We start from the raw sequence: 25,135 nt of genomic DNA on the forward strand, positions 1-25,135 counted from the left end.
GGCCGGACGCGCCGGTCTAGACCGTGCCGAGCAGCATGCAGGTGAGCCGCGCCGTCGCGACCCGCCGTCCGTCGTCGTCGGTGATGACGACCTCGTAGGAGGCGGTCGACCGTCCGAGGTGCGACGCCGTGGCGACACCGTGCACCTGACCGCCGCGCACGCCTCGATGGTGCGTGACGTTGAGCTCGAGGCCGACCGCCGCACGACCCGTGCCGGCATGGCTCTGCGCGGCCACCGAGCCGAGCGTCTCGGCGAGCGACGCTGTCGCACCGCCGTGCAGGAGTCCGGCCGGCTGGGTGTTCCCCGCCACCGGCATGGTGCCCCGCGCCGTCGCCGCGGTCACCTCGGTCAGGACGATGCCGGTGCGCTCGATGAGGGTGCCGGCGGCCGCCCGCTGCCAGGCGGCGGCATCCTGCGGGAAGGCGTCTGTGTCAGTCATGGAGGATAGGTTGGCACCCGTGACGACCTCAGCGCGAACCGGTGGCCGACTGCTCCTCATCGACGGCCACTCGATGGCCTACCGGGCGTTCTACGCCCTGCCCGACACGCTGGTGACCTCCAGCGGCCAGGTGACCAACGCCGTGTACGGCTTCTTCTCGATGCTCACCAACCTGCTGCGCGACGAGGAACCGACGCACGTCGCGGTCGCCTTCGACGCCGGCCGCGTGACGTTCCGCACGGAGAGGTTTGCCGAGTACAAGGGGAACCGTGACGCGACGCCCGAGGTCTTCCGGGGCCAGGTGCCGCTGATCAAGGAGGTCCTCGAGGCGCTGCGCGTCCCCGCGCTGGAGCGTGAGGGCATCGAGGCGGACGACATCCTCGCGACCCTCGCACGCCAGGGTGCGGAGGCCGGGCTCGAGGTCCTGATCTGTTCCGGCGACCGTGACGCGCTGCAGCTCGTGACCGACGGCGTCACGGTGCTCTACCCGAAGAAGGGCGTCTCGGAGCTCGCGCGGATGACCCCGACGGCGGTCGAGGAGAAGTACAAGGTCCGTCCCGAGCGCTATCCCGACCTGGCCGCTCTGGTGGGGGAGACGAGCGACAACCTGCCCGGTGTCCCCGGTGTGGGCCCCGGCGTCGCCGCCAAGTGGATCAACCAGTTCGGCGACCTCGACTCGCTGCTGGAACGCCAGGGCGAGGTGACCGGCAAGCGGGGGGAGGCGTTGCGCGAGCACGCCGTCCAGGTGCGCCTCAACCGAGAGCTCAACGCGTTGCTGACCGACGTCGCGCTGCCGCTGGCGATCGATGACCTCGCCGTCGTGGGCTTCGACCGCGAGGCGGTCCACAGCGTCTCCGACGCGTTGCAGTTCGGCGCGCTGCGCGACCGGCTGCTCGCGGTCGACCCCGCGGGCGGCGATCTCGAGGAGGTGGCCGCGCCCGGCGTCGCGGTCGCGGTGCACGAGGGCCCGTTCGCCGACTGGGTCGCGCGGCATCCCGGCAAGCTGCTGGGTCTGGACGTGACGGGGGTGGCCCGGCCCGCCCGAGCGGACGCGTGGCAGGTGGCCGTGGCGACGGGTGGCACCGACGGGACGGCGAGCGCGGTGGTCCTCGACCTGGCCGAGCTGGACACCGCCGACGAGCGCGCCCTCACCGGCTGGCTGGCTGACGAGTCGGCGCCCAAGGCGGTGCACGGGGCCAAGGCGGCCTGGCACATGCTCGCGGCGCGCGGGCTCGAGCTCGCCGGCGTGACGTGGGACACCGAGCTCGCTGCCTACCTCTGCTACCCGGACCAGCGCGGGTACGACCTGGCGGACCTGGTCGTCCGGCACCTGCACCGCGAGCTCGCGGTGGCGGACGACGCCGCGCAGGGAGCGCTCGACCTCGATCTCTCCGAGGGCTCCGGTCCGGGAAGCGAGGCTGCGGCCCGCGCGGTCGCCGTCGTGGATCTTGCGGGCGCACTCGCCGACGGGCTCGACGACCGGGGCGCGCGCAGCCTCCTGCACGACGTCGAGATGCCTCTGGCCGGCGTGCTGGCGCGGATGGAGGACACGGGGATCGCCGCGGACACGACGTTCCTCACCGAGCTCGAGCAGCACTTCGCCGACGCCGTCGCACGATCAGCCGCGGAGGCGTACGACGTCATCGGCCGCGAGGTGAACCTGGGCAGCCCGAAGCAGCTCCAAGAGGTCCTGTTCGACCAGCTGGGCATGCCGCGGACGAAGAAGATCAAGACCGGGTACACCACGGACGCCGCGTCCCTGCAAGACCTCTTCACCAAGACCGAGCACCCGTTCCTGGCGCATCTGCTGGCCCACCGGGACGCGGCGAAGCTGCGGACCACCGTGGAGGGCCTGCTCAAGTCGGTGCAGCCGGACGGGCGGATCCACACCACGTTCCAGCAGACGATCGCCGCGACCGGCCGGCTGAGCTCGATGGACCCGAACCTGCAGAACATCCCGATCCGTACGGAGTCGGGCCGGCGGATCCGTCGGGCCTTTCGGGTCGGTGAGGGGCACGAGGTCCTCCTCACCGCTGACTACAGCCAGATCGAGATGCGGATCATGGCGCACCTGTCGGGCGACGAAGGGTTGATCGCCGCGTTCCGCTCGGGCGAGGACCTGCACCGTTACGTGGGCTCGCGCGTCTTCGACGTCGAGCCGGCCGACGTCACCGCCGAGATGCGCGCGAAGGTCAAGGCGATGAGCTACGGCCTGGCGTACGGGCTGAGCGCGTTCGGTCTGTCCCAGCAGCTCAGCATCGCCACGGGTGAGGCGCAAGGACTGATGGACGACTACTTCACCCGCTTCGGGGGCGTGCGCGACTACCTGGCGGGGATCGTGGAGGAGGCTCGTGCCACGGGATACACCGCGACGATCCTGGGCCGGCGTCGATACCTCCCGGACCTGACGAGCGACAACCGGCAGCGACGGCAGATGGCGGAGCGGATGGCCCTGAACGCGCCGATCCAAGGCAGCGCGGCCGACATCATCAAGCTCGCCATGCTCGGGGTGCAGCGCGAGCTCGACGAGCGCGACCTGCGGTCGAGGCTGCTGCTGCAGGTGCACGACGAGCTGGTGGTCGAGGTCGCGCCGGGCGAGCGTGACACCGTCGAGGACGTCCTGCGGTCGAGGATGGGGGCCGCCTACTCGTTGGACGTGCCGCTCGACGTCTCGGTCGGGGCGGGCGAGACCTGGCACGACGCCGGGCACTGACGGGCCACGGCCGCGCAGGTCAGTCCTTGGTCGTGACGAAGACCGCCGTGCCGGGCAGGTATGCGCCCCGCACCGGTCCCCATCCGCCCCACGTCTCGGTGTTCCAGGCGGGCCACTCGGGCTCGACGAGGTCGCGCAGGCGCAGCCCGGCGGCCACGACGTCCCGGACGTGGTCGCCCACGGTCCGGTGGTGCTCCGCGTAGACGACGCGGCCCGACGCGGTGGCCTCGACGTAGGGACGTCGGTCGAAGTACGAGCGGTGCGCCGTCAGCCCGTCGGGGCCGGGGTCGTCGGGGAACGCCCAGCGCAGGGGGTGCGTCACCGAGAACACCCACCGCCCGCCGGGCCGCAGCACGCGCGCCGCCTCCGCGTGCACGCGGTTCGCGTCGGCGACGAACGGGATCGCGCCGAACGAGGTGAACACGACGTCGAAGCTCACGTCGGCGAACGGCAGCGCGCGGGCGTCCGCCTCCACGACGGGGACCCGGGTGCCGGTGCGCGCGTCCAGGCGCGCCGCAGCATCCATCATGGCCGGAGCGACGTCGGTCGCGACCACGCGCGCACCCTGCCCGGCGAGCCACCGCGAGCAGTGCGCCGCACCGGCGCCCACCTCGAGGACGTCCGCGCCGCGCACCTCGCCGAGCAGGCGGGCCTCGGCCTCGGTGAGTCCCTCGGGGCCCCACCGGAACCCGGCGTCGCCGAGGAACCCGCCGTGGTCCTCGAGGTACTCGTCGGCGTGCGCGTCCCACCACTCGCGGGCCGCTCCGTCGTCGTCGGGGGCATCTCGGTAGCCGAACCAGGTCGCGGTCACGCCCTCATCGTGCCACCGGAGGACCTGTGACGGACGCGGCTCGGCCGCGGTGCCGTCCGCATTGACCCTTCCATACCGCGCGGATAAGATGATCCGCGGTGCAGTGCGCCCGTGGGGCTGGCCCCTGCGTGGCCGGCGAGTCCGTCGGCCTGGTCGACAGCCGCACGATACACCTGCACCGCGACCCCTGTCCGCACTATGCCCTGTCCGCATCGGAGCAACTACTCAATGACCATCTCCACCACGAAGTCCGCCCCGCAGGTCGCCGTCAACGACATCGGCACCGAGGAAGACTTCCTTGCCGCCGTCGACGCCACCATCAAGTACTTCAACGATGGTGACATCGTCGAAGGCACGATCGTCAAGGTCGACCGCGACGAGGTCCTCCTCGACATCGGATACAAGACGGAGGGCGTGATCCCGTCCCGGGAGCTCTCCATCAAGCACGACGTGGACCCGGGCGAGGTCGTCACCGTCGGTGACGCCGTCGAGGCTCTCGTCCTCCAGAAGGAGGACAAGGAGGGTCGTCTGATCCTGTCCAAGAAGCGCGCGCAGTACGAGCGCGCCTGGGGCACGATCGAGAAGATCAAGGAGGAGGACGGCGTCGTCACCGGCACCGTCATCGAGGTCGTCAAGGGTGGCCTCATCCTCGACATCGGCCTGCGCGGCTTCCTCCCCGCCTCGCTGGTGGAGATGCGCCGTGTCCGCGACCTCGCGCCGTACGTCGGCAAGGAGATCGAGGCCAAGATCATCGAGCTCGACAAGAACCGCAACAACGTGGTCCTGTCGCGCCGCGCCTGGCTCGAGCAGACGCAGTCCGAGGTCCGTTCCACCTTCCTGCAGACGCTGCAGAAGGGCCAGGTCCGTCCCGGTGTCGTCTCCTCGATCGTCAACTTCGGTGCGTTCGTCGACCTGGGTGGCGTGGACGGTCTCGTGCACGTCTCCGAGCTCTCCTGGAAGCACATCGACCACCCCTCCGAGGTCGTCGAGGTCGGTCAGGAGGTCACGGTCGAGGTGCTCGACGTCGACTTCGACCGCGAGCGTGTCTCCCTGTCGCTGAAGGCGACGCAGGAGGACCCGTGGCAGACCTTCGCCCGCACGCACGCCATCGGCCAGGTCGTGCCCGGCAAGGTGACGAAGCTCGTGCCGTTCGGTGCGTTCGTCCGCGTCGAGGACGGCATCGAGGGTCTCGTGCACATCTCCGAGCTGGCGGTCCGCCACGTCGAGCTGCCGGAGCAGGTCGTCCAGGTGGGCGCCGAGGTCTTCGTCAAGGTCATCGACATCGACCTCGAGCGTCGCCGCATCTCGCTGTCCCTCAAGCAGGCCAACGAGGGCATGGACCCGGAGTCCGAGGACTTCGACCCGGCGCTCTACGGCATGGCTGCCGACTACGACGAGAACGGGGAGTACAAGTACCCCGAGGGCTTCGACCCGGAGACCAACGAGTGGCTCGAGGGCTTCGAGACGCAGCGTGAGGCCTGGGAGGCGGAGTACGCCAAGGCGCACGCCCGCTGGGAGTCGCACCGCGAGCAGGTCCGGGCTGCGCTGTCGGCCGACGCCGACGCCGCGGCCGGGGACGTCGTCTCCGGTGGGTCGAGCAGCAGCTCGTCCTCCTCGTCGTCGTCCTCGTCGTCCTACTCCTCCGCGGCCCCCGTGCAGGAGGAGGAGACCGGCGGCACGCTGGCTTCCGACGAGGCGCTGGCCGCGCTCCGCGAGAAGCTGACCGGCAACTGAGCCGACGGTTGCCGACCCGCTGAGGGTCGCTGACCGAGAAGGCCCGTCACCCCGCAGGGTGACGGGCCTTCGTCGTGCTCGGCCGGCTGACGGCTACGAGGCCGGCCGGTCGTCCAGATCGGCGAACTGCGTGCGGTACAGCTCGGCATAGAGCCCGCTCGACGCCAGGAGCTCGGCGTGCGTGCCCTGCTCGACGACGGCGCCGTCGTCGAGCACCACGATGGAGTCGGCGGCGCGCACGGTCGACAGCCGGTGCGCGATCACGAGCGAGGTGCGGCCGGCCAGCGCCTCGTCGAGCGCCGCCTGCACCGCCGCCTCGGACTCGGAGTCGAGGTGGGCGGTCGCCTCGTCGAGGACGACGACGTCGGGAGCCTTGAGCAGGAGCCTGGCGATCGCCAGCCGCTGCCGCTCGCCACCGGAGAGGCGGTAGCCGCGGTCCCCGACGACCGTCTCGAGCCCTTCGGGCATGCGGGCGACGAGGTCGCCGATCCGCGCCTGCTCGAGGACGTGCCAGATCTGGTCGTCGGTCGCGTCCTGCCGTGCGTACCGCAGGTTGCCCGCGACCGTGTCGTGGAACAGGTGGGCCTCCTGCGACACGACGCCCACGGTCGCGCGCAGCGACGCGGCGGTGACGTCTCGCAGGTCCTGACCGGCGATGCGCACGGCGCCCGAGGTCGGGTCGTACATCCGGACCACGAGCTGTGAGAGGGTCGTCTTGCCGGCCCCGGAAGGCCCGACGAGCGCGACCATCGTCCCGGCGGGCACGGCGAAGGACACGTCGCGCAGGGTCGCGCCGACGGGGTCCTTGCGCACCGTGGCGACGGACTCGAGCGAGGCGAGCGAGATCTCGTCGGCTCGGGGGTACCGAAACGTGACGGCGTCCAGCTCGATGCCGGCTCCGTGCGCGGTCACGGCGTGCCGCAGGTCGCCGGCGTCCGGCTTCTCCGCCACCGTGGGCTCGAGATCGAGGACCTCGAGGACCCGCTCGAAGCTGACGAGGGCGGTCATGACGTCGATCTGGACGTTGGACATCGCGCTCAAGGGGCCGTAGAGCCTCCCGAGGTAGGCCGTCAGCGCGACGATCGTGCCGACGGTGAGCTGACCGGCGATCGCCTGCAGCCCGCCGACACCGTAGACGATGGCGATGGCGACCGACGCGAGCGTCGTCAGCCCGATCCGGAACCAGGTCGAGTACAGCGCCCTGGCGACGCCGACGTCACGCAGCGCCCGCGCGTGCTCGGCGTAGTGCGCGGCCTCGCGCTCCGGGTCGCCGAACACCTTGGCGAGGTGCGCCCCGGCGACGTTGAACCGCTCGTTCATCAGCTGGCCGGCGTCGGCGTCGAGCTCGTAGCCGCGGTGCGCCAGAGCGGCGATCCGTCGGCCGAACCAGCGTGCCGGCAGGACGAAGGCCGGCAGCAGGGCCAGCGCCAGGAGCGTGAGGCTCCACGACATCACGAACATGGCCGTGAGCGTGAAGACGATCGTGAGACCGTTGGAGACCACCGTCTGCAGGGTCGAGGTGAAGGCCTGCTGCGCACCGAGCACGTCCCCGTTGAGCCGCTGCACCAGCGCACCGGTCCGCGCCCGCGAGAAGAAGGCCAGCGGCATCCGTTGCACGTGGTCGTAGACGCTGGTGCGCAGGTCGACGATCAGCTCCTCGCCCACCACGGCAGATACCCATCGCTCGGCGAGCGCCAGCAGCGCGGTCAGGGCGGCCAGGCCGGCCGCCGCGGCCGCCATGAGGAGCACCACCTCTCGGTCGTCGCCGCCGATCCCGACGTCGATGAGGCGCCGGAACAGCAACGGGACCGCCGCGCCGGCGGCCGCCCCCACCAGGAGCAGTGCCACGAAGACGGCCAGCCGGCCGCGGTAGGGCCGGGCGAAGGCCAGGATCCGGCGCAGGGTCTCGCGGGGGAGTTGACGGCGGCGCACCGACGCGTCCTGCACGTAGGACCGCATCGGCCCGCCCATCCCGACCCCGGGCCGTCCACCAGGTGCTCGCCCGCCCATGCTCATGGCGTGAAGCCTACGGCGAGGGCAGGATGGGCCTATGTTCCGCATAGGCCTCACCGGTGGTATCGCCGCAGGCAAGTCCGTCGTCTCCCGCCGTCTCGACGAGCTGGGCGCCGTGGTGATCGATCACGACGTCCTGGCGCGCGAGGCGGTCGCCCCGGGTTCGGTGGGGCTCGCCGAGGTCGTCGAGGAGTTCGGTGACCAGGTGCTCGCCGACGACGGCGCGCTCGACCGGCCCGCGCTCGGGCGGGTGGTCTTCGGCGACACCCGGGCGAGGACCCGGCTCGAGGGGATCGTCCACCCGCAGGTCCGCCGTCTGGCGGCCGAACGCGAGGCTGCGGCGGGCGCCGCGGACCCGCGTGCCGTCGTCGTGCACGACGTCCCGCTGCTCGTCGAGACCGGTCAGGCCGACCGGTTCCACCTGTTGGCGGTCGTCGACGCGCCGGCCGCGCAGCGTGTCGAGCGGCTCGTGACCGGTCGGTCGATGACCGAGGCGGAGGCGAGGTCGCGCGTGTCGGCGCAGGCCGACGACGGCGAGCGCCTGGCCGTGGCAGACGTCGTGCTCGACGGGACGGGCACGGAGGACGGGCTGCGGGCACAGGTCGACGAGCTGTGGTCGCGCGTGACCACGGAGGTCGCGCAGGAGCTGGACGCCGAGGAGGCCGAGCGGGCGTGAACATCCTCGTCACAGGGTTCGAGCCCTTTGGCGGCGCGGCGGTCAACGAGTCGTGGCAGGCCGTGCAATGCCTCGAGGAGCGGTGGGTGGCCGAGCGGCACCCGGAGCGTCTCGTCGTCGCACGTCTCCCGGTCACCTTCGCCGGCGCGCCGGCGAACCTGAGCCGGCTGCTCGTGGAGCACTCGCCGCAGGTGGTGGTGTGCGTCGGGCTCGCGGCGGGCTCGCGCACCGTGCGGCTCGAACGCGTCGCGCTCAACGTGGTCGACGCGCGGATCCCCGACAACGCAGGGCGATCACCGGTCGACGAGCCCGTGGTGGCCGACGGGCCGGTCGCCCACCTGAGCTCGCTGCCCCTCAAGGCCGCCCTCGGAGCCGTGCGCGAGACCGGGGTCCCGGTCAGCGTGAGCAACACGGCCGGCACCTACGTCTGCAACGCCACGTTCTACGCCCTGGCGCACGCGCTGGCGGGCACCGACGCCCGCGCCGGGTTCGTGCACGTCCCCGGGGCCGACGCCGTCCCGCCGGCGGAGGCGGCACGGGCCCTCGCTGCGGTGGTCCGCACGGCGGCGGACCACCGCGCCGGACGGATCGAGGAGCTCGTCCTGGCGGCCGGGACCGAGCACTGACCGTGACCACCGCGCGCTGACCGTGACCACCGCGCGCTGACCGCACCGGGGCGGCGGCGGCGAAGCGGTTGTCGGTGGCCGGGCCTACCGTGGGGGGATGCGACCCGTGACCGACCTGCAGCGCACCGTTGCCCCCTTCGAGGTGATCTCCGAGTTCGAGCCCAGCGGGGACCAGCCCGCCGCGATCGGGGCGCTCGCGGAGCGTATCCAGGCGGGGGAGAAGGACGTCGTCCTGCTGGGTGCCACCGGTACGGGCAAGAGCGCCACGACCGCCTGGCTCATCGAGAAGCTACAACGACCGACGCTCATCATGGCGCCGAACAAGACGCTCGCTGCACAGCTCGCCACGGAGTTCCGCGAGCTCCTGCCCCACAACGCCGTCGAGTACTTCGTGTCGTACTACGACTACTACCAGCCTGAGGCGTACATCGCCCAGACGGACACCTACATCGAGAAGGACTCGTCGATCAACGACGAGGTGGAACGGCTGCGGCACTCGGCGACGTCGAACCTCCTGACCCGGCGCGACACGGTCGTGGTGGCGTCCGTGTCGTGCATCTACGGGCTGGGCACGCCGCAGGAGTACGTCGACCGGATGGTGCGGCTCGCGGTCGGCGACGTCGTCGACCGCGACGAGATGCTCCGCAGGTTCGTGCAGATGCAGTACTCGCGCAACGACATGGCTTTCACCCGGGGGACGTTCCGGGTGCGGGGCGACACCGTGGAGATCATCCCGGTGTACGAGGAGCTCGCGATCCGCATCGAGATGTTCGGCGACGAGATCGAGTCCATCCAGACGCTGCACCCGCTCACCGGCGACGTGATCCGCACGGAGCAGAGCGTGTACCTCTTCCCGGCGACGCACTACGTAGCAGGTCCGGAACGGATGGAGCGGGCGATCGGAAGCATCGAGGCGGAGCTCGAGACCCGCCTGGCCGAGCTCGAGAAGCAGGACAAGCTGCTCGAGGCCCAGCGGCTGCGCATGCGCACCACCTACGACATCGAGATGATGCGCTCGATCGGGACCTGCAACGGTATCGAGAACTACTCACGGCACATCGACGGCCGCGAGGGTGGCACGCCGCCGAACACGCTGCTCGACTACTTCCCCGAGGACTTCCTGCTCGTCATCGACGAGTCGCACGTGACGGTGCCGCAGATCGGCGCGATGTTCGAGGGCGACATGTCACGCAAGCGCGCCCTCGTCGACCACGGGTTCCGGCTGCCGAGCGCGACGGACAACCGACCGCTGCGCTGGGAGGAGTTCGTCGAGCGGATCGGGCAGACGGTCTACCTCTCGGCCACGCCCGGCGACTACGAGCTGTCGATGTCCGACGGCGTGGTCGAGCAGATCATCCGACCCACCGGCCTCGTGGACCCGGAGGTGGTGGTCAAGCCCACCACCGGCCAGATCGACGACCTGCTCGGGGAGATCCGCGACCGCGTGGAGCGCAACGAGCGGGTCCTGGTCACGACGCTGACCAAGAAGATGGCCGAGGACCTCACCGACTACCTGCTGGGCAAGGACGTGCGGGTGCGTTACCTGCACTCCGAGGTGGACACCCTGCGACGCGTCGAGCTGCTCCGCGAGCTGCGCCTGGGCGAGTACGACGTCCTCGTGGGCATCAACCTCCTGCGCGAGGGTCTCGACCTGCCCGAGGTCTCGCTGGTGGCGATCCTCGACGCCGACAAGGAGGGGTTCCTGCGCTCCGAACGCTCCCTCATCCAGACCATCGGCCGTGCCGCGCGCAACGTCACCGGCCAGGTGCACATGTACGCCGACAAGGTCACACCGGCGATGCGATTCGCACTCGACGAGACGGACCGGCGCCGGGAGAAGCAGAAGGCCTACAACGCCGAGCGCGGCATCGACCCGCAGCCGCTGCGCAAGCGGATCGCGGACGTGACCGACATGCTGGCGCGCGAGGACATCGACACGGCCGAGCTGTTGGCCGGCGGCTACCGGAAGGCGCCGGGGGACGGCCGCGGAAAGGCTCCCGTGCCCGGGTCACCGAAGGAGGCCTCGACGTCGGGCAACCGGCTGGCCGGGCTGGCGGCGGAGGAGCTCGCCGAGCTGATCCAAGAGCTCAGCGACCAGATGCACGCCGCCGCTGCCGAGCTGCAGTTCGAGGTGGCGGCGCGCCTGCGTGACGAGATCGGCGGGCTCAAGAAGGAGCTGCGCCAGATGCGGGCGGCCACGGGTTGACCCGGCCCCCGGAACCACAGTTCCCCGACCAGAGGACCTGAGTACCCTCGACCTGAACGTCAGTGCCGGCCGCGCCGGCGACGAACGCCTCCCGGCCCTGACGGCGGAGGCCGAGCGTCTCACGGCCCTCGGAGCGACCGTGCTGAGCGAGGGCGCAGAGCTCGGGGACGTCTGGATCGTGATGCAGGACCCCGAGGGCAACGAGTTCTGCCTGCAGTGAGCGACGGCTCCGCGCGGGTGCCCCGCACCGTCGTCGTGCCGTATGCTTGACGCTCGTTGGAGGGGAGTATCTCCCAAGTGGTGAGGCCGTCAGTACGACCGGCACGGACGCCGGTTCGGTCTCATCCACCCGGGTTGCCCGCGGGTGAGAGAGACCTCCGGTGCCTTGTCCTGCGTACCGGAAGGATCTGTCATGGACGTACCCGTGTGGGTATGGATCGTCACTGTCGCCGCGATCCTGGCGATGCTCGTCGTCGACTACCTCGGCCACGTGCGCACGCCGCACGCGCCGACGCTCAAGGAGTCGGCGTGGTGGTCGCTCGCCTACGTGGCGGTGGCCCTCGTGTTCGGAGCGATCGTCTTCGCCGGTTGGGGCAGCCAGTACGGCGGTGAGTACTTCGCCGGCTACATCACGGAGAAGTCGCTCAGCGTCGACAACCTGTTCGTGTTCGTCCTGATCATGACGAGCTTCCGTGTGCCGAGGGAGCACCAGCAGCGCGTGCTGCTGGTCGGCATCACGATCGCGCTCGTGCTGCGGACGATCTTCATCCTGGCCGGAGCGGCGCTCATCGCGAACTTCGCCTGGATCTTCTACCTCTTCGGCGCGTTCCTCGTGTGGACCGCGATCGCCCAGGCCCGCGCGGGAACCTCCCACGACGAGGAGTTCACCGAGAACGCGGTGCTCCGCCTGACCCGGCGGCTGTTCCGGACCACCGACGACTACGTCGAGCACCGCATGACCGTCCGGATGGACGGCAAGCGATACATCACGCCGATGCTCATCGTCATGGTCGCGATCGGCAGCGCCGACCTGCTCTTCGCTGTCGACTCGATCCCGGCGATCTTCGGCCTGACCCAGGAGACGTTCCTCGTCTTCGCGGCCAACGCGTTCTCGTTGCTCGGCCTGCGGCAGCTCTACTTCCTCGTCGACGGCCTGCTCGACCGCCTCGTGTTCCTCAACTACGGGCTCGCCGCGATCCTCGGATTCATCGGGGTGAAGCTGGTCATCCACGCGCTGCACACCAACGAGCTGCCGTTCGTCAACGGCGGCGAGCACGTCGAGGTGATCCCGGAGATCCCGACGAGCTACTCGCTGGCGTTCATCGTGGTGGTGCTCGGCATCACCACCGTGACGTCACTGATGAAGACGCGCCGGGACAGGCGCATCAGCGCGACCGTCGAGAAGGGTGACGGCTGACGGCCGACCTCAGCCCGCGAACCCGCCGATGACGGGCACCCACTCCCGTACGGAGACCTCCGCGACGAGCCCTTCGCGACGGAACGGGTCGGTGCCGAGCAGCGCGTCCGCCTCCGCGGCCGACGGTGCGGTCACCACGATGAGGGCGCCGTCGGGCTCGTCGTCGGTCGCGGGCAGGGGTCCGGAGACGAGGACCGCGCCGTCGGCGCACAGCGCCTGCAGGTGGTCGCGGTGCGCGGGACGTGCCCGGTCGCGCGCAGCGATGCTGTCGGGGGCATAGACGTAGGTGACGGCGTAGACACTCATGCCGTCATCCAAGCATCTCGCGGCAGCACCCGGCCGGAGCGTCCACGGTGCGTGCCGCGGCGACGTGACATGGAACACCTGTACGAATGTCGGTGGTGGGCCGTACGATGCTGCGGTGAGCAATCGCCTCGTCGTCTCCGGTGCCCGCGAGCACAACCTGCGCAACGTCGACCTCGACCTGCCGCGGGACTCGCTCATCGTCTTCACCGGCCTGAGCGGCTCGGGCAAGTCGTCACTGGCCTTCGACACCATCTTCGCCGAGGGGCAGCGGCGCTACGTCGAGTCGTTGTCCGCCTACGCCCGGCAGTTCCTGGGCCAGATGGACAAGCCGGACGTTGACTTCATCGAAGGGTTGAGCCCGGCGGTCTCGATCGACCAGAAGTCGACGAACCGCAACCCGCGCTCGACGGTCGGCACGATCACGGAGGTCTACGACTACCTCCGTCTGCTCTTCTCGCGGGCCGGCACCCAGCACTGCCCGGTGTGCGACGAGCCGGTCCAGGCGCAGACGCCCCAGCAGATCGTGGACAAGATCCTCGACCTGCCGGAGGGGACGCGATACCAGGTGCTCGCCCCGGTGGTGCGGGGTCGTAAGGGTGAGTACACCGATCTCTTCGCCGAGCTGCAGACCCAGGGCTTCTCGCGAGCACGCGTCGACGGCGACGTCGTCCAGCTCAGCAGCCCGCCCGCGCTGGAGAAGAAGGTCAAGCACGACATCGAGGTGGTCGTCGACCGGCTGGTCGCGCGCGACGGCGTGCAGCGCCGGCTGACCGACTCCGTCGAGACAGCGCTCGGTCTGGCCGGCGGTCTGGTGATGATCGACCTCGTCGACGTCGCGGACGATGCGGAGGCCGGCGACGAGCTACCGGGTCTGCTGAAGTACTCGGAGAAGCGCTCCTGCCCCAACGACCACCCGCTGAGCCTCGACGAGATCGAGCCGCGGACCTTCTCGTTCAACGCGCCGTACGGCGCGTGCCCGGAGTGCACCGGCATCGGCTTCCGGTTGGAGGTCGACCCCGAGCTGGTCGTGCCGGACCACGAGCGGACCCTGCGCGAGGGTGCGGTCGCGCCCTGGTCGCAGACCTCCTCGGAGTACTTCGCACGAGTCCTCGGTGCGCTCGCCGAGGAGATGAAGTTCTCGATGGACGTCCCGTGGCGGGCGCTGCCGCAGCGGGCGCGTGACGCCGTCCTGCACGGGCGCAACCATCAGGTGCACGTCAAGTACCGCAACCGGTGGGGCCGCGAACGCCAGTACTCGACCGGGTTCGAGGGTGCTGTGACGTTCATCGAGCGCCGGCACACGGAGACCGAGTCGGAATGGTCGAAGGAGCGCTACGAGGCCTACATGCGCGAGGTCCCGTGCCCCGAGTGCCACGGAGCACGCCTCAAGCCGGAGGTCCTCGCCGTCAAGGTCGGCTCGAAGTCGATCTGGGACGTGTGCCGGCTGCCGATCGGCGCCGCCAAGGAGTACCTGGACGCCCTCGAGCTCGGGTCCCGGGAGACGGCGATCGCGGGCGAGGTGCTCAAGGAGATCCACGCCCGGCTGGGCTTCCTGCTGGACGTCGGTCTGCACTACCTGACCCTGGAGCGGGCCGCGGGGACGCTGTCGGGCGGCGAGGCGCAGCGCATCCGACTGGCGACCCAGATCGGCTCCGGCCTGGTCGGGGTCCTGTACGTGCTCGACGAGCCCAGCATCGGGCTGCACCAGCGTGACAACCGGCGGCTGATCGACACCCTCACCCGCCTGCGGGACCTCGGCAACACCCTGATCGTCGTCGAGCACGACGAGGACACGATCCGCGCGGCCGACTGGATCGTCGACGTCGGTCCCGGCGCGGGCGAGCACGGCGGCGCCGTCGTGCACTCCGGCGACTACGCCGGCCTGCTCGAGGCCGAGGGTTCGATGACCGGCGCGTACCTGGCCGGCCGGCGGAGCATCGCGCTGCCCGCGGTGCGCCGCGGCGTCGATCCCGCGCGGCAGGTGTCCGTCGTCGGTGCGCGGGAGAACAACCTGCGAGACATCGACGTCTCGTTCCCGCTCGGCGTGCTCACCGCCGTGACGGGCGTCTCGGGCTCGGGCAAGTCGACCCTGGTGAACTCGATCCTGCACACCGTCCTGGCCAACGAGCTGAACGGGGCCCGCCAGGTCCCCGGACGGCACACGCGCGTGACCGGGACGGACCAGCTGGACAAGGTCGTGCACGTCGACCAGGGTCCGATCGGCCGGACGCCGCGCTCGAACCCCGCGACCTACACGGGGGTGTGGGACCGGGTGCGCAAGATCTTCGCCGAGACCGAGGAGGCGAAGGTCCGAGGCTACGGACCGGGGCGGTTCTCCTTCAACGTCAAGGGCGGCCGCTGCGAGGCGTGCTCGGGCGACGGCACGCTGAAGATCGAGATGAACTTCCTGCCCGACGTCTACGTCCCGTGCGAGGTCTGCCACGGTGCGCGGTACAACCGCGAGACCCTCGAGGTGCACTTCAAGGGCAAGACGGTCGCCGACGTGCTCGCCATGCCCATCGAGGAGGCCGCCGAGTTCTTCGCGGCGTTCCCCGCGATCTCCCGCCACCTGTCCACGCTCGTGGACGTCGGTCTGGGTTACGTGCGGCTCGGACAACCGGCCCCGACGCTCTCCGGCGGCGAGGCGCAGCGGGTGAAGCTCGCCAGCGAGCTGCAGAAGCGGTCGACCGGCCGCACGGTGTACGTGCTGGACGAGCCCACCACAGGCCTGCACTTCGAGGACATCCGCAAGCTCCTGGGCGTCCTGCAGTCGTTGGCGGACAAGGGCAACACGGTGCTCGTCATCGAGCACAACCTCGATGTCGTCAAGAGCGCCGACTGGGTCGTCGACATGGGCCCCGAGGGCGGCTCGGGCGGCGGCACGGTGGTGGCGCAGGGCACCCCCGAGCAGGTCGCGGAGGTCGAGGAGAGCCACACGGGGCGCTACCTCGCCGAGGTCCTCGCGGCACATCCAGACGTCCCGGTCGAGCCGCCGGCGCCGTCGTCCGCCGCGGCCGCGGTGCCTGCGGGACGCAAGAGCACGAAGAAGGCCCGAGCCACCAAGCGCGACGCCGCCTGAACCTCTACGGTGTTGGCCATGGGAGCTCACCACGGATACTCGGTCGCGGTCCGCTGGCCCGCTGCAGGCGTCCAGTCCGGCGGTCCGGACACGGTGACGTCGTCCTACACCGCGTACACGCGTGACCACGACGTCGTGCTGCCCGGACGCCCCGTGCTGCCCGGCTCGGCGGACCCGCAGTTCCGCGGCGACCCGGAGCGGTTCAGCCCCGAGGACCTGTTCGTCGCGAGCCTGTCCCAGTGCCACATGCTGTGGTTCCTGCACCTGGCGGCCGAGTCCGGCCTGGAGGTGCGCGAGTACAGCGACGACGCCACGGGCACGATGCGGGTCGAGGCCCGCGGCGAGGGCCAGTTCACCGACGTGACGCTGCACCCCCGGGTGGTCGTCGAGTCGGGGGAGCAGGCCACGGACGAGCACGTCGCGAACCTGCACCATCGCGCGCACGCGCTGTGCTTCCTGGCTCGCAGCGTGAACTTCAGGGTGCTGGTCGAGCCGGCGCCGCTGCACGTGGCGGACGCCGCCGCCTGAGCGTTTCGGGAGATGTCGGTGACCTGACCTAACCTGGGCCCATGGCCGACCCCGCGACATATCGACCTCGGCCGGGAGAGATCCCGACCTCGCCGGGCGTGTACCGGTTCCGCGACGCGCACGGCCGTGTGATCTACGTGGGCAAGGCGAAGAGCCTGCGCCAGCGGCTGTCCAGCTACTTCCAGGATGTCGCCAACCTGCACCACCGTACGCAGCAGATGGTCACCACGGCGGCGTCGGTCGAGTGGACGGTCGTCGGCACCGAGGTGGAGGCTCTCGCCCTGGAGTACTCCTGGATCAAGGAGTACGACCCCCGCTTCAACGTCAAGTACCGCGACGACAAGTCCTACCCGTACCTCGCGGTCACGATGGGTGACGAGGTCCCCCGCGCACAGGTGATGCGCGGCGCGAAGCGTCCGGGGACCCGCTACTTCGGCCCCTACGGTCACGCATGGGCGATCCGCGAGACCCTCGACCTCCTGCTGCGGGTGTTCCCCGTGCGGACCTGCTCGGCCGGGGTCTACCGGCGGGCGCAGCAGTCGGGACGCCCGTGCCTGCTCGGCTACATCGACAAGTGCGCGGCGCCCTGCGTCGGCCGGATCAGCGTCGAGGACCACCACGACCTGGCGAGCGACCTGTGCGACTTCATGGCAGGCGACACGGCGCGCTTCGTCCGCCGGCTCGAGGCGGAGATGTCCGCGGCTGCCGCGGACCTGGAGTACGAGCAGGCGGCCCGGCTGCGCGACGACCTGGCGGCCCTGCGGCGCGTGACGGAGAAGAACGCCGTCGTGCTCTCCGACGCGACGGACGCCGACGTCTTCTCCATGGTGGGGGACGAGCTGGAAGCGGCGGTCCAGGTGTTCCACGTCCGCGGAGGCAGGATCCGTGGCCAGCGCGGCTGGATCGTGGAGAAGGTCGAGGACGCGACCGACGCCGAGCTCGTGGAGCACCTCCTCCAGCAGGTCTACGGGGCCGTGGACGACGCGCGCGACCCGGACGCGTCCGAGCGTGAGGCGCGAGCCGTCGCGCGTGACGCGGTGCCGCGAGAGGTCCTGGTGCCGATCCTGCCCGCCGACCTCGAGCAGGTCACCGCGTGGCTGACCGGCCTGCGTGGTGCCCGGGTGGACGTCCGCGTCCCGCAGCGGGGCGACAAGCGCGAGCTCGCCGAGACGGTCCGCAAGAACGCCGAGCAGGCGCTCGCCCTGCACCGCACCCGGCGAGCCGGTGACCTCACGACGCGCAGCCAGGCGCTGGCCGAGCTGCAGGAGGCCCTCGGGCTGGACGAGGCACCGCTGCGGATCGAGTGCTACGACGTCTCGCACACCCAGGGCACCTACCAGTCGGCGTCGATGGTCGTCTTCGAGGACGGGCTGCCGCGCAAGAGCGAGTACCGGTCGTTCTCGGTGCGCGGTCCGGAGGGCGACGGGGCGGCGGACGACACCGCGGCGATGTACGAGGTGATCACCCGCCGGTTCAAGCGCTACCTGGCCGATCGCCACGCATCGGGCGAGCTCGGGTCGACCGGCGAGGTCGGGGCGGAGGTCGACCCGGAGGAACGCCGGCGATTCGCCTACCCGCCGCACCTCGTCGTCGTCGACGGCGGCCCGCCACAGGTCGCCGCGGCCGCCCGCGCGCTCGCGGATCTCGGCGTGACCGACGTCGCCCTGTGCGGGCTGGCGAAGCGGCTCGAGGAGGTGTGGGTGCCGGACGACGACTACCCCGTCATCCTGCAGCGCGCGTCCCAGGGCCTGTACCTGCTGCAGCGCGTACGGGACGAGGCGCACCGGTTCGCGATCGCCCAGCACCGCCGTCGCCGGAGCAAGGGGATGGTCTCCTCCGTGCTCGACGACGTCCCGGGCCTGGGCCCCGCACGTCAGCAGGCGCTGCTCGCGCGGTTCGGCTCGGTCAAGCGGCTGCGCTCGGCGAGCGCGGCGGAGATCGCCGAGGTCAAGGGGATGGGGGCACGGACCGCCCAGGCGGTGGTCGACGCCCTGGCGAAGAGCGACACCGTCGGCCCGGCGAGCACCGTGCAGGGCTCCCGGGCTGGCATGCTTGACCCATGAGCGAACCGTCGCCCATCACCGTCCCTCAAGGCATCGCCGAGATCGAGGCCGCCACCCCCGCCCCGGACCGTTCCGACCCGGAGGTGCTCATCATCACCGGCATGTCCGGTGCGGGCCGCACCCGGGCGGCCGGCGTGCTGGAGGACCTCGACTGGTTCGTGGTCGACAACCTCCCGCCGCTGATGATCGTCCCGCTCGTCGACCTCATGACCAAGGCGGGCTCCTCCGTCGAGCGCCTCGCGGTCGTGGTCGACGTCCGCGGGCGCGAGTACTTCCCGGAGCTGACCGAGGCGCTCGGGCACCTGCGGTCGGGCGGGGTGACCTACCGGATCCTCTTCCTGAACGCCTCCGACGAGGTGCTCGTGCGGCGTTTCGAGAGCGTGCGCCGACCGCACCCGCTGCAGGGTGACGGGAGGATCCTCGACGGCATCGCGGCCGAGCGCCGGGTGCTGGCCTCGATCGCCGAACGGGCGGACGTCGTCCTCGACACCACCGGGCTCTCGGTGCACGACCTCGCCAAGGAGGTGCGCGACGCCGTCGCCGCCGGCTCCGTCGACGCCCTGCGGATCAACGTCGTGGCGTTCGGGTTCAAGTACGGGCTGCCGCTCGACGCCGACCACGTCGCGGACGTGCGGTTCCTGGCGAACCCCTACTGGATCTCCGAGCTGCGGCACCTGACCGGCCAGGACGAGGCGGTGCGGAGCTACGTCCTGGCGCGACCGGGCGCGATGGAGTTCGTCGAGCGGTACGTCGCGGCCCTGGAGCCGGTCCTGGCGGGCTACCTCGCCGAGGAGAAGCGGTACGTGACGATCGCCGTCGGCTGCACCGGCGGCAAGCACCGTTCCGTCGCCCTCGCCGGCGAGATCGCCGACCGGCTGCGGGCGACCGGGCAGCGCGTCACGGTCACCGCTCGCGACCTCGGGAAGGAATGAGACGCTGACGCCCACACCAGCGGAGGGCATCGCACGGCCCTTCCCGACGTCCCGCGACATCGGCGGCCCGGAAGGGCCGCGGACGGTGGCGCTCGGTGGCGGCCACGGCCTCGCCGCGAGCCTGGGAGCCCTGCGCCTCCTGACGGACCGGCTCACGGCCGTGGTCACGGTGGCCGACGACGGTGGTTCCTCCGGTCGGTTGCGCGACGAGCTCGACGTCCTGCCACCGGGCGACCTGCGGATGGCGCTCGCGGCCCTGTGCGACGACTCGGAGTGGGGCAGGACGTGGAGCGACCTCCTGCAGCACCGGTTCGCCTCGGGCGGTGAGCTCGACGGGCACGCGATGGGCAACCTGCTCATCGTCTCGCTGTGGGAGCGTCTCGGGGACACGGTGGCCGGGCTCGACTGGGTGGGCCGCCTGCTCGGTGCGCGCGGCCGGGTGCTGCCGATGGCGTCGGTGCCGCTCGTCGTCGAGGCCGACGTCGTGGACGGCGGGGTGTCGACCACGGTCGTGGGGCAGAGCAGCGTCGCCGTCTGCGGCAGCCGGATCGACACCCTGCGGCTCCACCCCGCGGACCCTCCGGCGTGCCCCGAGGCCGTCCGTGCGGTCATGGAGGCCGACTGGGTCGTGATGGGCCCGGGGTCCTGGTACTCCTCGGTCCTGGTGCACCTGCTCGTGCCGGAGCTGGCGGCGGCCCTGCACGCCACGCCGGCACGCCGGTGCGTCACCCTCAACCTCAGTGCGGAACCGGGGGAGACGAACGGGCTGACCGCCTCGGAGCACCTCGTGGCGCTGCGTCGGCACGCGCCCGGGCTGCGGATCGACGCGGTCCTCGCGGACCCGTCCGCCGTCGAGGACGCCGCGGAGCTGCGGGCTGCCGCGCGGTCCCTCGGGGCGAAGCTCGTGGTGGGGCAGGTGGCACGTGGCGACGGCACGCTGCGGCACGACCCGTTGCGTCTCGCGGCGGCCTATCGCGACGTGTTCGAGGACCGGTCACCACGGGACGTGGACGGCGCCCACGACTGACGGCGCACGTCACGGGCGCGTGGCAGGATGACGCCATGGCGCTGACGGTAGAGGTGAAGGACGAGCTGTCCCGGCACGTGGTGACCCGGACGTCGTGCCGCAAGGCCGAGGTCTCGGCGATGCTCAGGTTCTCGGGCGGGCTGCACATCATCTCGGGCCGCGTGGTGATCGAGGCCGAGATCGACACGGAGTCGGCCGCGGCCCGCCTGCGGCGGGCGATCGTGGACCTGTACGGGCACTCCAGCGAGCTCATCGTGGTCAGGGCCGGCGGCCTGCGCAAGTACGACCGGTACGTCGTCCGGGTGGTGCGCGACGGCGAGTCGCTCGCCCGGCAGACCGGTCTGCTGGACTCGCGGGGGCGTCCCGTGCGAGGTCTGGCGCCCGAGGTCGTCTCGGGCGGCGTGGACGCGGCGGAGGCGGTGTGGCGGGGGGCGTTCCTCGCGCACGGCTCGCTGACCGAGCCCGGACGGTCCATGTCGCTCGAGGTGACGTGCCCGGGGCCGGAGGCGGCGCTGGCACTGGTGGGCGCGGCCCGGCGGATCGGGGTGCAGGCGAAGTCGCGCGAGGTCCGTGGCATCGACCGGGTCGTGGTGCGCGACGGCGACGCCATCAGCGAGGTGCTGCGCCGGATGGGGGCGGTGTCCACCCGTGCGACGTGGGAGGAACGGCGAGCCCGGCGCGAGGTGCGTGGCACGGCGAACCGGCTGGCGAACTTCGACGACGCGAACCTGCGCCGCTCGGCGCGCGCGGCGGTCGCCGCGGGCGCGCGGGTCCAGCGAGCTTTCGAGATCCTCGGCGACGAGGTGCCGGAGCATCTGCGCGAGGCCGGCGAGCTGCGCCTGGCCCACAAGCAGGCGTCGCTGGAGGAGCTCGGCCAGCTCGCGTCGCCGCAGCTCTCCAAGGACGCGGTGGCGGGGCGGATCCGGCGGCTCCTCTCGACCGCCGACAAGCGCGCCATGGACCTCGGCGTCCCCGACACCGAAGCGGGCCTTTCGCCGGACCTGCTGGACCTCTGAGCCTCGTCCGCCACTGGTCGGACCACCTGTCTCACGGGGGGCCGGAGTCAGCACCCGGCAACGGATGGGTATAGGCTCCGAGGTGTCAGGTGACGACGGTGTGACCCTGGGCTGATGTCCCGGCCATGCGTCACGGGACCTCCGGGGTGGCTTCGTACGTTCCAGCGCGCCGAGGGCGCGCGTGAGTTTGGCATCAACCGTGTGCGCCGGTCCGGATCCGGCGCGCCCTGAGGAGGGCTATCGTGACCATCCGCGTCGGCATCAACGGCTTCGGCCGCATCGGACGTAACTTCTACCGCGCTCTCGTCGAGTCGGGTGCGGACATCGAGGTCGTGGGCGTCAACGACCTGACCGACAACAAGACCCTGGCCCACCTGCTGAAGTACGACACCACGCTGGGTCGCTTCGGCAAGACGGTCGAGTTCGACGACGACAACATCATCGTCGACGGCACCAAGATCCGGGCCCTCGCCGAGCGCGACCCCGCGAACCTGCCCTGGGGCGAGCTCGGTGCGGACATCGTCATCGAGTCCACCGGCTTCTTCACGGACGCGACGAAGGCCAAGGCGCACATCGACGCCGGCGCCAAGAAGGTCATCATCTCCGCCCCGGCGAAGAACGAGGACGCGACCTTCGTGATGGGTGTGAACAGCGACCAGTACGACCCGGCCGCGCACCACATCATCTCGAACGCCTCGTGCACCACGAACTGCCTCGCCCCGCTGGCGAAGGCGCTCAACGACTCGATCGGCATCGAGCGTGGTCTGATGACCACGATCCACGCCTACACGGGTGACCAGAACCTGCAGGACGGCCCGCACAAGGACCTGCGCCGTGCCCGTGCCGCCGCGCAGAACATCGTGCCGACCACGACGGGTGCGGCCAAGGCCGTGGCGCTCGTGCTCCCGGAGCTCAAGGGCAAGCTCGACGGCTACGCCCTGCGCGTGCCGGTCATCACGGGCTCGGCCACGGACCTCACCTTCGAGGCCCCGAAGGAGGTCACGGTCGAGGAGGTCAACGCTGCGGTGAAGGCCGCTGCCGAGGGGCCCCTCAAGGGCGTGCTGTCCTACGTCGAGGACGACATCGTCTCCTCGGACATCGTGACCGACCCGCACCAGAGCATCTTCGACGCCAAGCTCACCAAGGTGATCGGCAACCAGGTCAAGGTCGTCTCCTGGTACGACAACGAGTGGGGCTACTCGAACTCCCTCGTGTCGCTGACGGAGCTCGTCGGCGAGAAGCTCTGACGAACCGTCGCTCCACAGTGTGACCACGACGTCCGCGGGTGGGGGGGGCCCCCCGGCCCCGGTCGCGGGGGCCCCCGCCCCCGCGGGCGGCGGGGGGTGGGGGGTCCGCCCGCCCCGGGGACGCGGGGCCCGCCGCCCCGGGGGACGTCGTCGTGTCGCCAGAAGTACCCCACCCGACCTTCCTGCACGAGGTGAGCTCATGAAGACGATCGACACTCTCGGGGACCTGCGCGGCCGGCGCGTCCTCGTCCGCTCCGACTTCAACGTGCCGCTCGACGGCACGACCATCACGGACGACGGTCGCATCCGTGCGGCGCTGCCGACGCTGGAGCGCCTGGCCGACGCCGGCGCACGCGTCGTCGTCATGGCCCACCTGGGCCGACCGAAGGGCACGCCGGACCAGAAGTTCTCCCTGGCCCCCGTGGCCGCTCGCCTCGGCGAGCTGCTGGGGAAGGACGTCGCCCTCGCCACGGACCTCGTCGGCGAGTCGGCCCGGTCCACCGTCGACGGCCTGGCCGACGGCCAGGTCGCCCTCCTCGAGAACGTCCGCTTCGACGCGCGCGAGACCTCCAAGGTCGACGCCGAGCGCGCCGAGCTGGCCGGCGAGCTCGCCGGTCTCGCGGACGCGTTCGTCTCCGACGGCTTCGGGGTCGTGCACCGCAAGCAGGCCTCGGTCTACGACGTCGCGCAGCTGCTCCCGGCGGTCGCCGGGGACCTGGTCCTCAAGGAGGTCGAGTCGCTCTCGCGCGCCACGACCGACCCGGAGCGTCCCTACGCCGTCGTGCTCGGCGGGTCCAAGGTGTCCGACAAGCTGGGCGTCATCGCCAACCTGCTGACCAAGGCCGACCGTCTGCTCATCGGCGGCGGCATGGTCTTCACGTTCCTCGCGGCCAAGGGCCACCCCGTCGGCTCCTCGCTGCTGGAGGAGGACCAGGTCGAGACGGTCAAGAACTACCTCGCCCAGGCCGAGGAGAACGGCGTCGAGATCGTCCTGCCCACCGACATCGTGGCCGCGGACTCGTTCGCCGCGGACGCGCCGCACACGACGGTTCCCGCCGAGGAGATCCCCGACGGCAAGATGGGTCTGGACATCGGTCCGGACTCCGGCGAGCTCTTCGCCGCGAAGCTGGCGGACGCACGGACCATCGTCTGGAACGGCCCGATGGGGGTCTTCGAGTTCGACGCGTTCGCCGGCGGCACCCGTGCGGTCGCGCAGGGCATCGTCGACGCGACGGCCGACGGCGCCTTCTCGATCGTCGGCGGCGGAGACTCCGCGGCAGCGGTCCGCATCCTCGGCTTCGACGAGGAGGGCTTCAGCCACATCTCGACCGGCGGCGGCGCGAGCCTCGAGCTGCTCGAGGGCAAGGAGCTGCCCGGCCTGACCGTGCTGGCCGACTGAGCCCGCCGCCCGACAGCTCCACGCGACCAACCAACCACGACACGAAGGGCACGACTGTGGCCACGAACCGCACGCCGCTGATGGCGGGCAACTGGAAGATGAACCTGGACCACGCCGAGGCGATCGCCGCGGTCCAGAAGCTCGCCTGGACCCTGAAGGACGCCGGGCACGACTACTCCGCGGTGGAGGTGGCGGTGCTCGCGCCGTTCACCGACCTGCGCTCGGTCCAGACCCTCGTGGACGCCGACAAGCTCGAGGTCCGCTACGGCGCTCAGGACATCTCGCAGCACGAGTCGGGGGCCTACACCGGTGAGGTCTCCGGGGCGATGATCGCCCGCCTGGGTTGCACCTACGTCGCCGTCGGCCACTCCGAGCGCCGCGAGTACCACGCCGAGGACGACGCGGTGGTCAACGCCAAGGTCAGGGCGGCCTTCGGCAAGGGCGTCACGCCGATCCTGTGCGTCGGGGAAGGCCTGGACGTCCGCAAGGCGGGCGACCAGGTCGCGTTCACCCTCGCTCAGCTCGACGCCGCGCTCGACGGCGTGCCCGCCGAGCAGGCCAAGGACCTCGTCGTCGCCTACGAGCCCGTCTGGGCGATCGGGACCGGCGAGGTCGCGACGCCGGAGGACGCGCAGGAGGTCTGCGGCGCGGTCCGCTCCCGCCTCGCCGAGCTCTACGACGCTGCGCTGGCAGACGGCGTCCGCGTGCTCTACGGCGGTTCGGTCAAGTCGGGCAACGTCGCGCAGATCATGGCGCAGCCCGACGTCGACGGCGCTCTGGTGGGAGGCGCGAGCCTCGACCCGGAGGAGTTCGCGAAGATCGCGCGGTACCAGTCGCACGTCGCGTGACGCATCGGGCGGCGCTCCGGTGCTCGCCCTCCGGACGCCTCTCGTGGCGGTCAGC

The 25,135-nt window shown here is 71.2% G+C and carries 20 protein-coding genes; 16 read left to right on the forward strand and 4 right to left on the reverse strand.

The genetic code is table 11. From position 1 onward, the window contains the following. Positions 1–16 precede the first annotated feature (16 nt). Positions 17–439 carry a hotdog fold thioesterase gene (locus ACH5HR_RS00800; RefSeq protein WP_402371987.1) on the reverse strand — a complete coding sequence of 141 codons (423 nt, stop codon included), beginning with the start codon at positions 437–439 and terminating at the stop codon, positions 17–19. Here ACH5HR_RS00800 and polA point away from each other — a divergent pair. Further along, on the forward strand, positions 438–3,152 hold the full coding sequence (polA, locus tag ACH5HR_RS00805) for a DNA polymerase I (RefSeq protein ID WP_416475715.1): 2,715 nt from the start codon (positions 438–440) through the stop codon (positions 3,150–3,152). The two genes, ACH5HR_RS00800 and polA, sit on opposite strands and share 2 nt — an antisense overlap. A 19-nt stretch (positions 3,153–3,171) precedes the next feature. On the opposite strand, the gene ACH5HR_RS00810 is transcribed toward polA, so the two are convergent. Further along, positions 3,172–3,963 (reverse strand): class I SAM-dependent methyltransferase, encoded by a 792-nt coding sequence (locus ACH5HR_RS00810; protein WP_402371983.1) that lies wholly within the window; start codon positions 3,961–3,963, stop codon positions 3,172–3,174. Between the two features lie 228 nt (positions 3,964–4,191). On the opposite strand from ACH5HR_RS00810, the gene rpsA reads away from it, so the two are divergent. Continuing rightward, the gene (rpsA, locus tag ACH5HR_RS00815) at positions 4,192–5,697 is read left to right on the forward strand and encodes a 30S ribosomal protein S1 (protein ID WP_402371982.1); all 1,506 of its coding nucleotides are present in this window, start codon (positions 4,192–4,194) and stop codon (positions 5,695–5,697) included. Positions 5,698–5,790: 93 nt separating this feature from the next. Here rpsA and ACH5HR_RS00820 read toward each other — a convergent pair whose 3' ends face one another. After that, positions 5,791–7,713: an ABC transporter ATP-binding protein gene (locus ACH5HR_RS00820; RefSeq protein ID WP_416475717.1), complete on the reverse strand. Its 1,923-nt coding sequence runs from the start codon at positions 7,711–7,713 to the stop codon at positions 5,791–5,793. 34 nt (positions 7,714–7,747) lie between these two features. Here ACH5HR_RS00820 and coaE point away from each other — a divergent pair, with 34 nt between their 5' ends. From coaE to ACH5HR_RS00845, 5 genes are all read left to right on the forward strand, one after another. Continuing rightward, on the forward strand, positions 7,748–8,386 hold the full coding sequence (gene coaE / locus ACH5HR_RS00825) for a dephospho-CoA kinase (RefSeq protein WP_402371979.1): 639 nt from the start codon (positions 7,748–7,750) through the stop codon (positions 8,384–8,386). Beyond that, complete coding sequence (locus ACH5HR_RS00830; protein WP_416475719.1) at positions 8,383–9,012, forward strand: pyroglutamyl-peptidase I; 630 nt, start codon at positions 8,383–8,385, stop codon at positions 9,010–9,012. Before coaE ends, ACH5HR_RS00830 begins: the two co-directional genes overlap by 4 nt. A 97-nt stretch (positions 9,013–9,109) precedes the next feature. Beyond that, positions 9,110–11,218 (forward strand): excinuclease ABC subunit UvrB, encoded by a 2,109-nt coding sequence (gene uvrB / locus ACH5HR_RS00835; protein WP_402371976.1) that lies wholly within the window; start codon positions 9,110–9,112, stop codon positions 11,216–11,218. Beyond that, a complete protein-coding gene (locus ACH5HR_RS00840; RefSeq protein ID WP_416475721.1) occupies positions 11,160–11,438 on the forward strand; it encodes a VOC family protein in 279 nt (92 codons plus the stop codon). The genes uvrB and ACH5HR_RS00840 overlap by 59 nt, the downstream gene beginning before the upstream one ends. 192 nt (positions 11,439–11,630) lie before the next feature. Next, a complete protein-coding gene (locus tag ACH5HR_RS00845; RefSeq protein WP_402371973.1) occupies positions 11,631–12,635 on the forward strand; it encodes a TerC family protein in 1,005 nt (334 codons plus the stop codon). A 9-nt stretch (positions 12,636–12,644) separates the two neighbouring features. Here ACH5HR_RS00845 and ACH5HR_RS00850 read toward each other — a convergent pair whose 3' ends face one another. Further along, positions 12,645–12,941: a YciI family protein gene (locus tag ACH5HR_RS00850; RefSeq protein ID WP_416475722.1), complete on the reverse strand. Its 297-nt coding sequence runs from the start codon at positions 12,939–12,941 to the stop codon at positions 12,645–12,647. A 115-nt stretch (positions 12,942–13,056) separates the two neighbouring features. Here ACH5HR_RS00850 and uvrA point away from each other — a divergent pair, with 115 nt between their 5' ends. The 9 genes from uvrA to tpiA all read left to right on the forward strand — a co-directional run bounded on the left by uvrA (position 13,057) and on the right by tpiA (position 25,080). Next, on the forward strand, positions 13,057–16,020 hold the full coding sequence (uvrA, locus tag ACH5HR_RS00855) for an excinuclease ABC subunit UvrA (RefSeq protein ID WP_416475724.1): 2,964 nt from the start codon (positions 13,057–13,059) through the stop codon (positions 16,018–16,020). An 18-nt stretch (positions 16,021–16,038) separates the two neighbouring features. Next, complete coding sequence (locus ACH5HR_RS00860) at positions 16,039–16,548, forward strand: OsmC family protein (RefSeq protein ID WP_416475726.1); 510 nt, start codon at positions 16,039–16,041, stop codon at positions 16,546–16,548. Between the two features lie 41 nt (positions 16,549–16,589). Beyond that, positions 16,590–18,611, forward strand: coding sequence for an excinuclease ABC subunit UvrC (gene uvrC, locus ACH5HR_RS00865; RefSeq protein ID WP_416475728.1), 2,022 nt, complete (start codon positions 16,590–16,592; stop codon positions 18,609–18,611). After that, the gene (gene rapZ / locus ACH5HR_RS00870; RefSeq protein WP_402371966.1) at positions 18,608–19,543 is read left to right on the forward strand and encodes an RNase adapter RapZ; all 936 of its coding nucleotides are present in this window, start codon (positions 18,608–18,610) and stop codon (positions 19,541–19,543) included. Before uvrC ends, rapZ begins: the two co-directional genes overlap by 4 nt. A gap of 85 nt (positions 19,544–19,628) precedes the next feature. Beyond that, positions 19,629–20,570 (forward strand): gluconeogenesis factor YvcK family protein, encoded by a 942-nt coding sequence (locus ACH5HR_RS00875; protein WP_416475730.1) that lies wholly within the window; start codon positions 19,629–19,631, stop codon positions 20,568–20,570. A 35-nt stretch (positions 20,571–20,605) separates the two neighbouring features. Further along, positions 20,606–21,586: a DNA-binding protein WhiA gene (gene whiA, locus ACH5HR_RS00880; RefSeq protein WP_402371963.1), complete on the forward strand. Its 981-nt coding sequence runs from the start codon at positions 20,606–20,608 to the stop codon at positions 21,584–21,586. Positions 21,587–21,828: 242 nt separating this feature from the next. Continuing rightward, entirely contained in the window at positions 21,829–22,833 is a 1,005-nt protein-coding gene (gene gap / locus ACH5HR_RS00885; RefSeq protein ID WP_402371962.1) for a type I glyceraldehyde-3-phosphate dehydrogenase, read from the forward strand. 199 nt (positions 22,834–23,032) lie between these two features. Continuing rightward, entirely contained in the window at positions 23,033–24,232 is a 1,200-nt protein-coding gene (locus ACH5HR_RS00890) for a phosphoglycerate kinase (protein WP_402371960.1), read from the forward strand. An 80-nt stretch (positions 24,233–24,312) separates the two neighbouring features. Further along, positions 24,313–25,080, forward strand: a complete 768-nt coding sequence (gene tpiA / locus ACH5HR_RS00895) for a triose-phosphate isomerase (RefSeq protein WP_402372093.1) — start codon at positions 24,313–24,315, stop codon at positions 25,078–25,080. Positions 25,081–25,135 lie beyond the last annotated feature (55 nt).

Source organism: Isoptericola maris (assembly GCF_048065335.1).
Classification (GTDB): Bacteria; Actinomycetota; Actinomycetes; order Actinomycetales; family Cellulomonadaceae; genus Isoptericola; species Isoptericola rhizosphaerae.

Bases quoted from the DNA above. Each gene is read 5' to 3' on its own strand.
- uvrC (WP_416475728.1), top strand. From the start codon at position 16,590: ATGGCCGACCCCGCGACATATCGACCTCGGCCGGGAGAGATCCCGACC.
- tpiA (WP_402372093.1), top strand. From the start codon at position 24,313: ATGGCGGGCAACTGGAAGATGAACCTGGACCACGCCGAGGCGATCGCC.
- ACH5HR_RS00890 (WP_402371960.1), top strand. From the start codon at position 23,033: ATGAAGACGATCGACACTCTCGGGGACCTGCGCGGCCGGCGCGTCCTC.
- rapZ (WP_402371966.1), top strand. From the start codon at position 18,608: ATGAGCGAACCGTCGCCCATCACCGTCCCTCAAGGCATCGCCGAGATC.
- ACH5HR_RS00800 (WP_402371987.1), bottom strand. From the start codon at position 439: ATGACTGACACAGACGCCTTCCCGCAGGATGCCGCCGCCTGGCAGCGG.
- ACH5HR_RS00845 (WP_402371973.1), top strand. From the start codon at position 11,631: ATGGACGTACCCGTGTGGGTATGGATCGTCACTGTCGCCGCGATCCTG.
- coaE (WP_402371979.1), top strand. From the start codon at position 7,748: ATGTTCCGCATAGGCCTCACCGGTGGTATCGCCGCAGGCAAGTCCGTC.
- ACH5HR_RS00860 (WP_416475726.1), top strand. From the start codon at position 16,039: ATGGGAGCTCACCACGGATACTCGGTCGCGGTCCGCTGGCCCGCTGCA.
- ACH5HR_RS00850 (WP_416475722.1), bottom strand. From the start codon at position 12,941: ATGAGTGTCTACGCCGTCACCTACGTCTATGCCCCCGACAGCATCGCT.
- uvrB (WP_402371976.1), top strand. From the start codon at position 9,110: ATGCGACCCGTGACCGACCTGCAGCGCACCGTTGCCCCCTTCGAGGTG.
- rpsA (WP_402371982.1), top strand. From the start codon at position 4,192: ATGACCATCTCCACCACGAAGTCCGCCCCGCAGGTCGCCGTCAACGAC.
- whiA (WP_402371963.1), top strand. From the start codon at position 20,606: ATGGCGCTGACGGTAGAGGTGAAGGACGAGCTGTCCCGGCACGTGGTG.
- polA (WP_416475715.1), top strand. From the start codon at position 438: ATGGAGGATAGGTTGGCACCCGTGACGACCTCAGCGCGAACCGGTGGC.
- ACH5HR_RS00820 (WP_416475717.1), bottom strand. From the start codon at position 7,713: ATGAGCATGGGCGGGCGAGCACCTGGTGGACGGCCCGGGGTCGGGATG.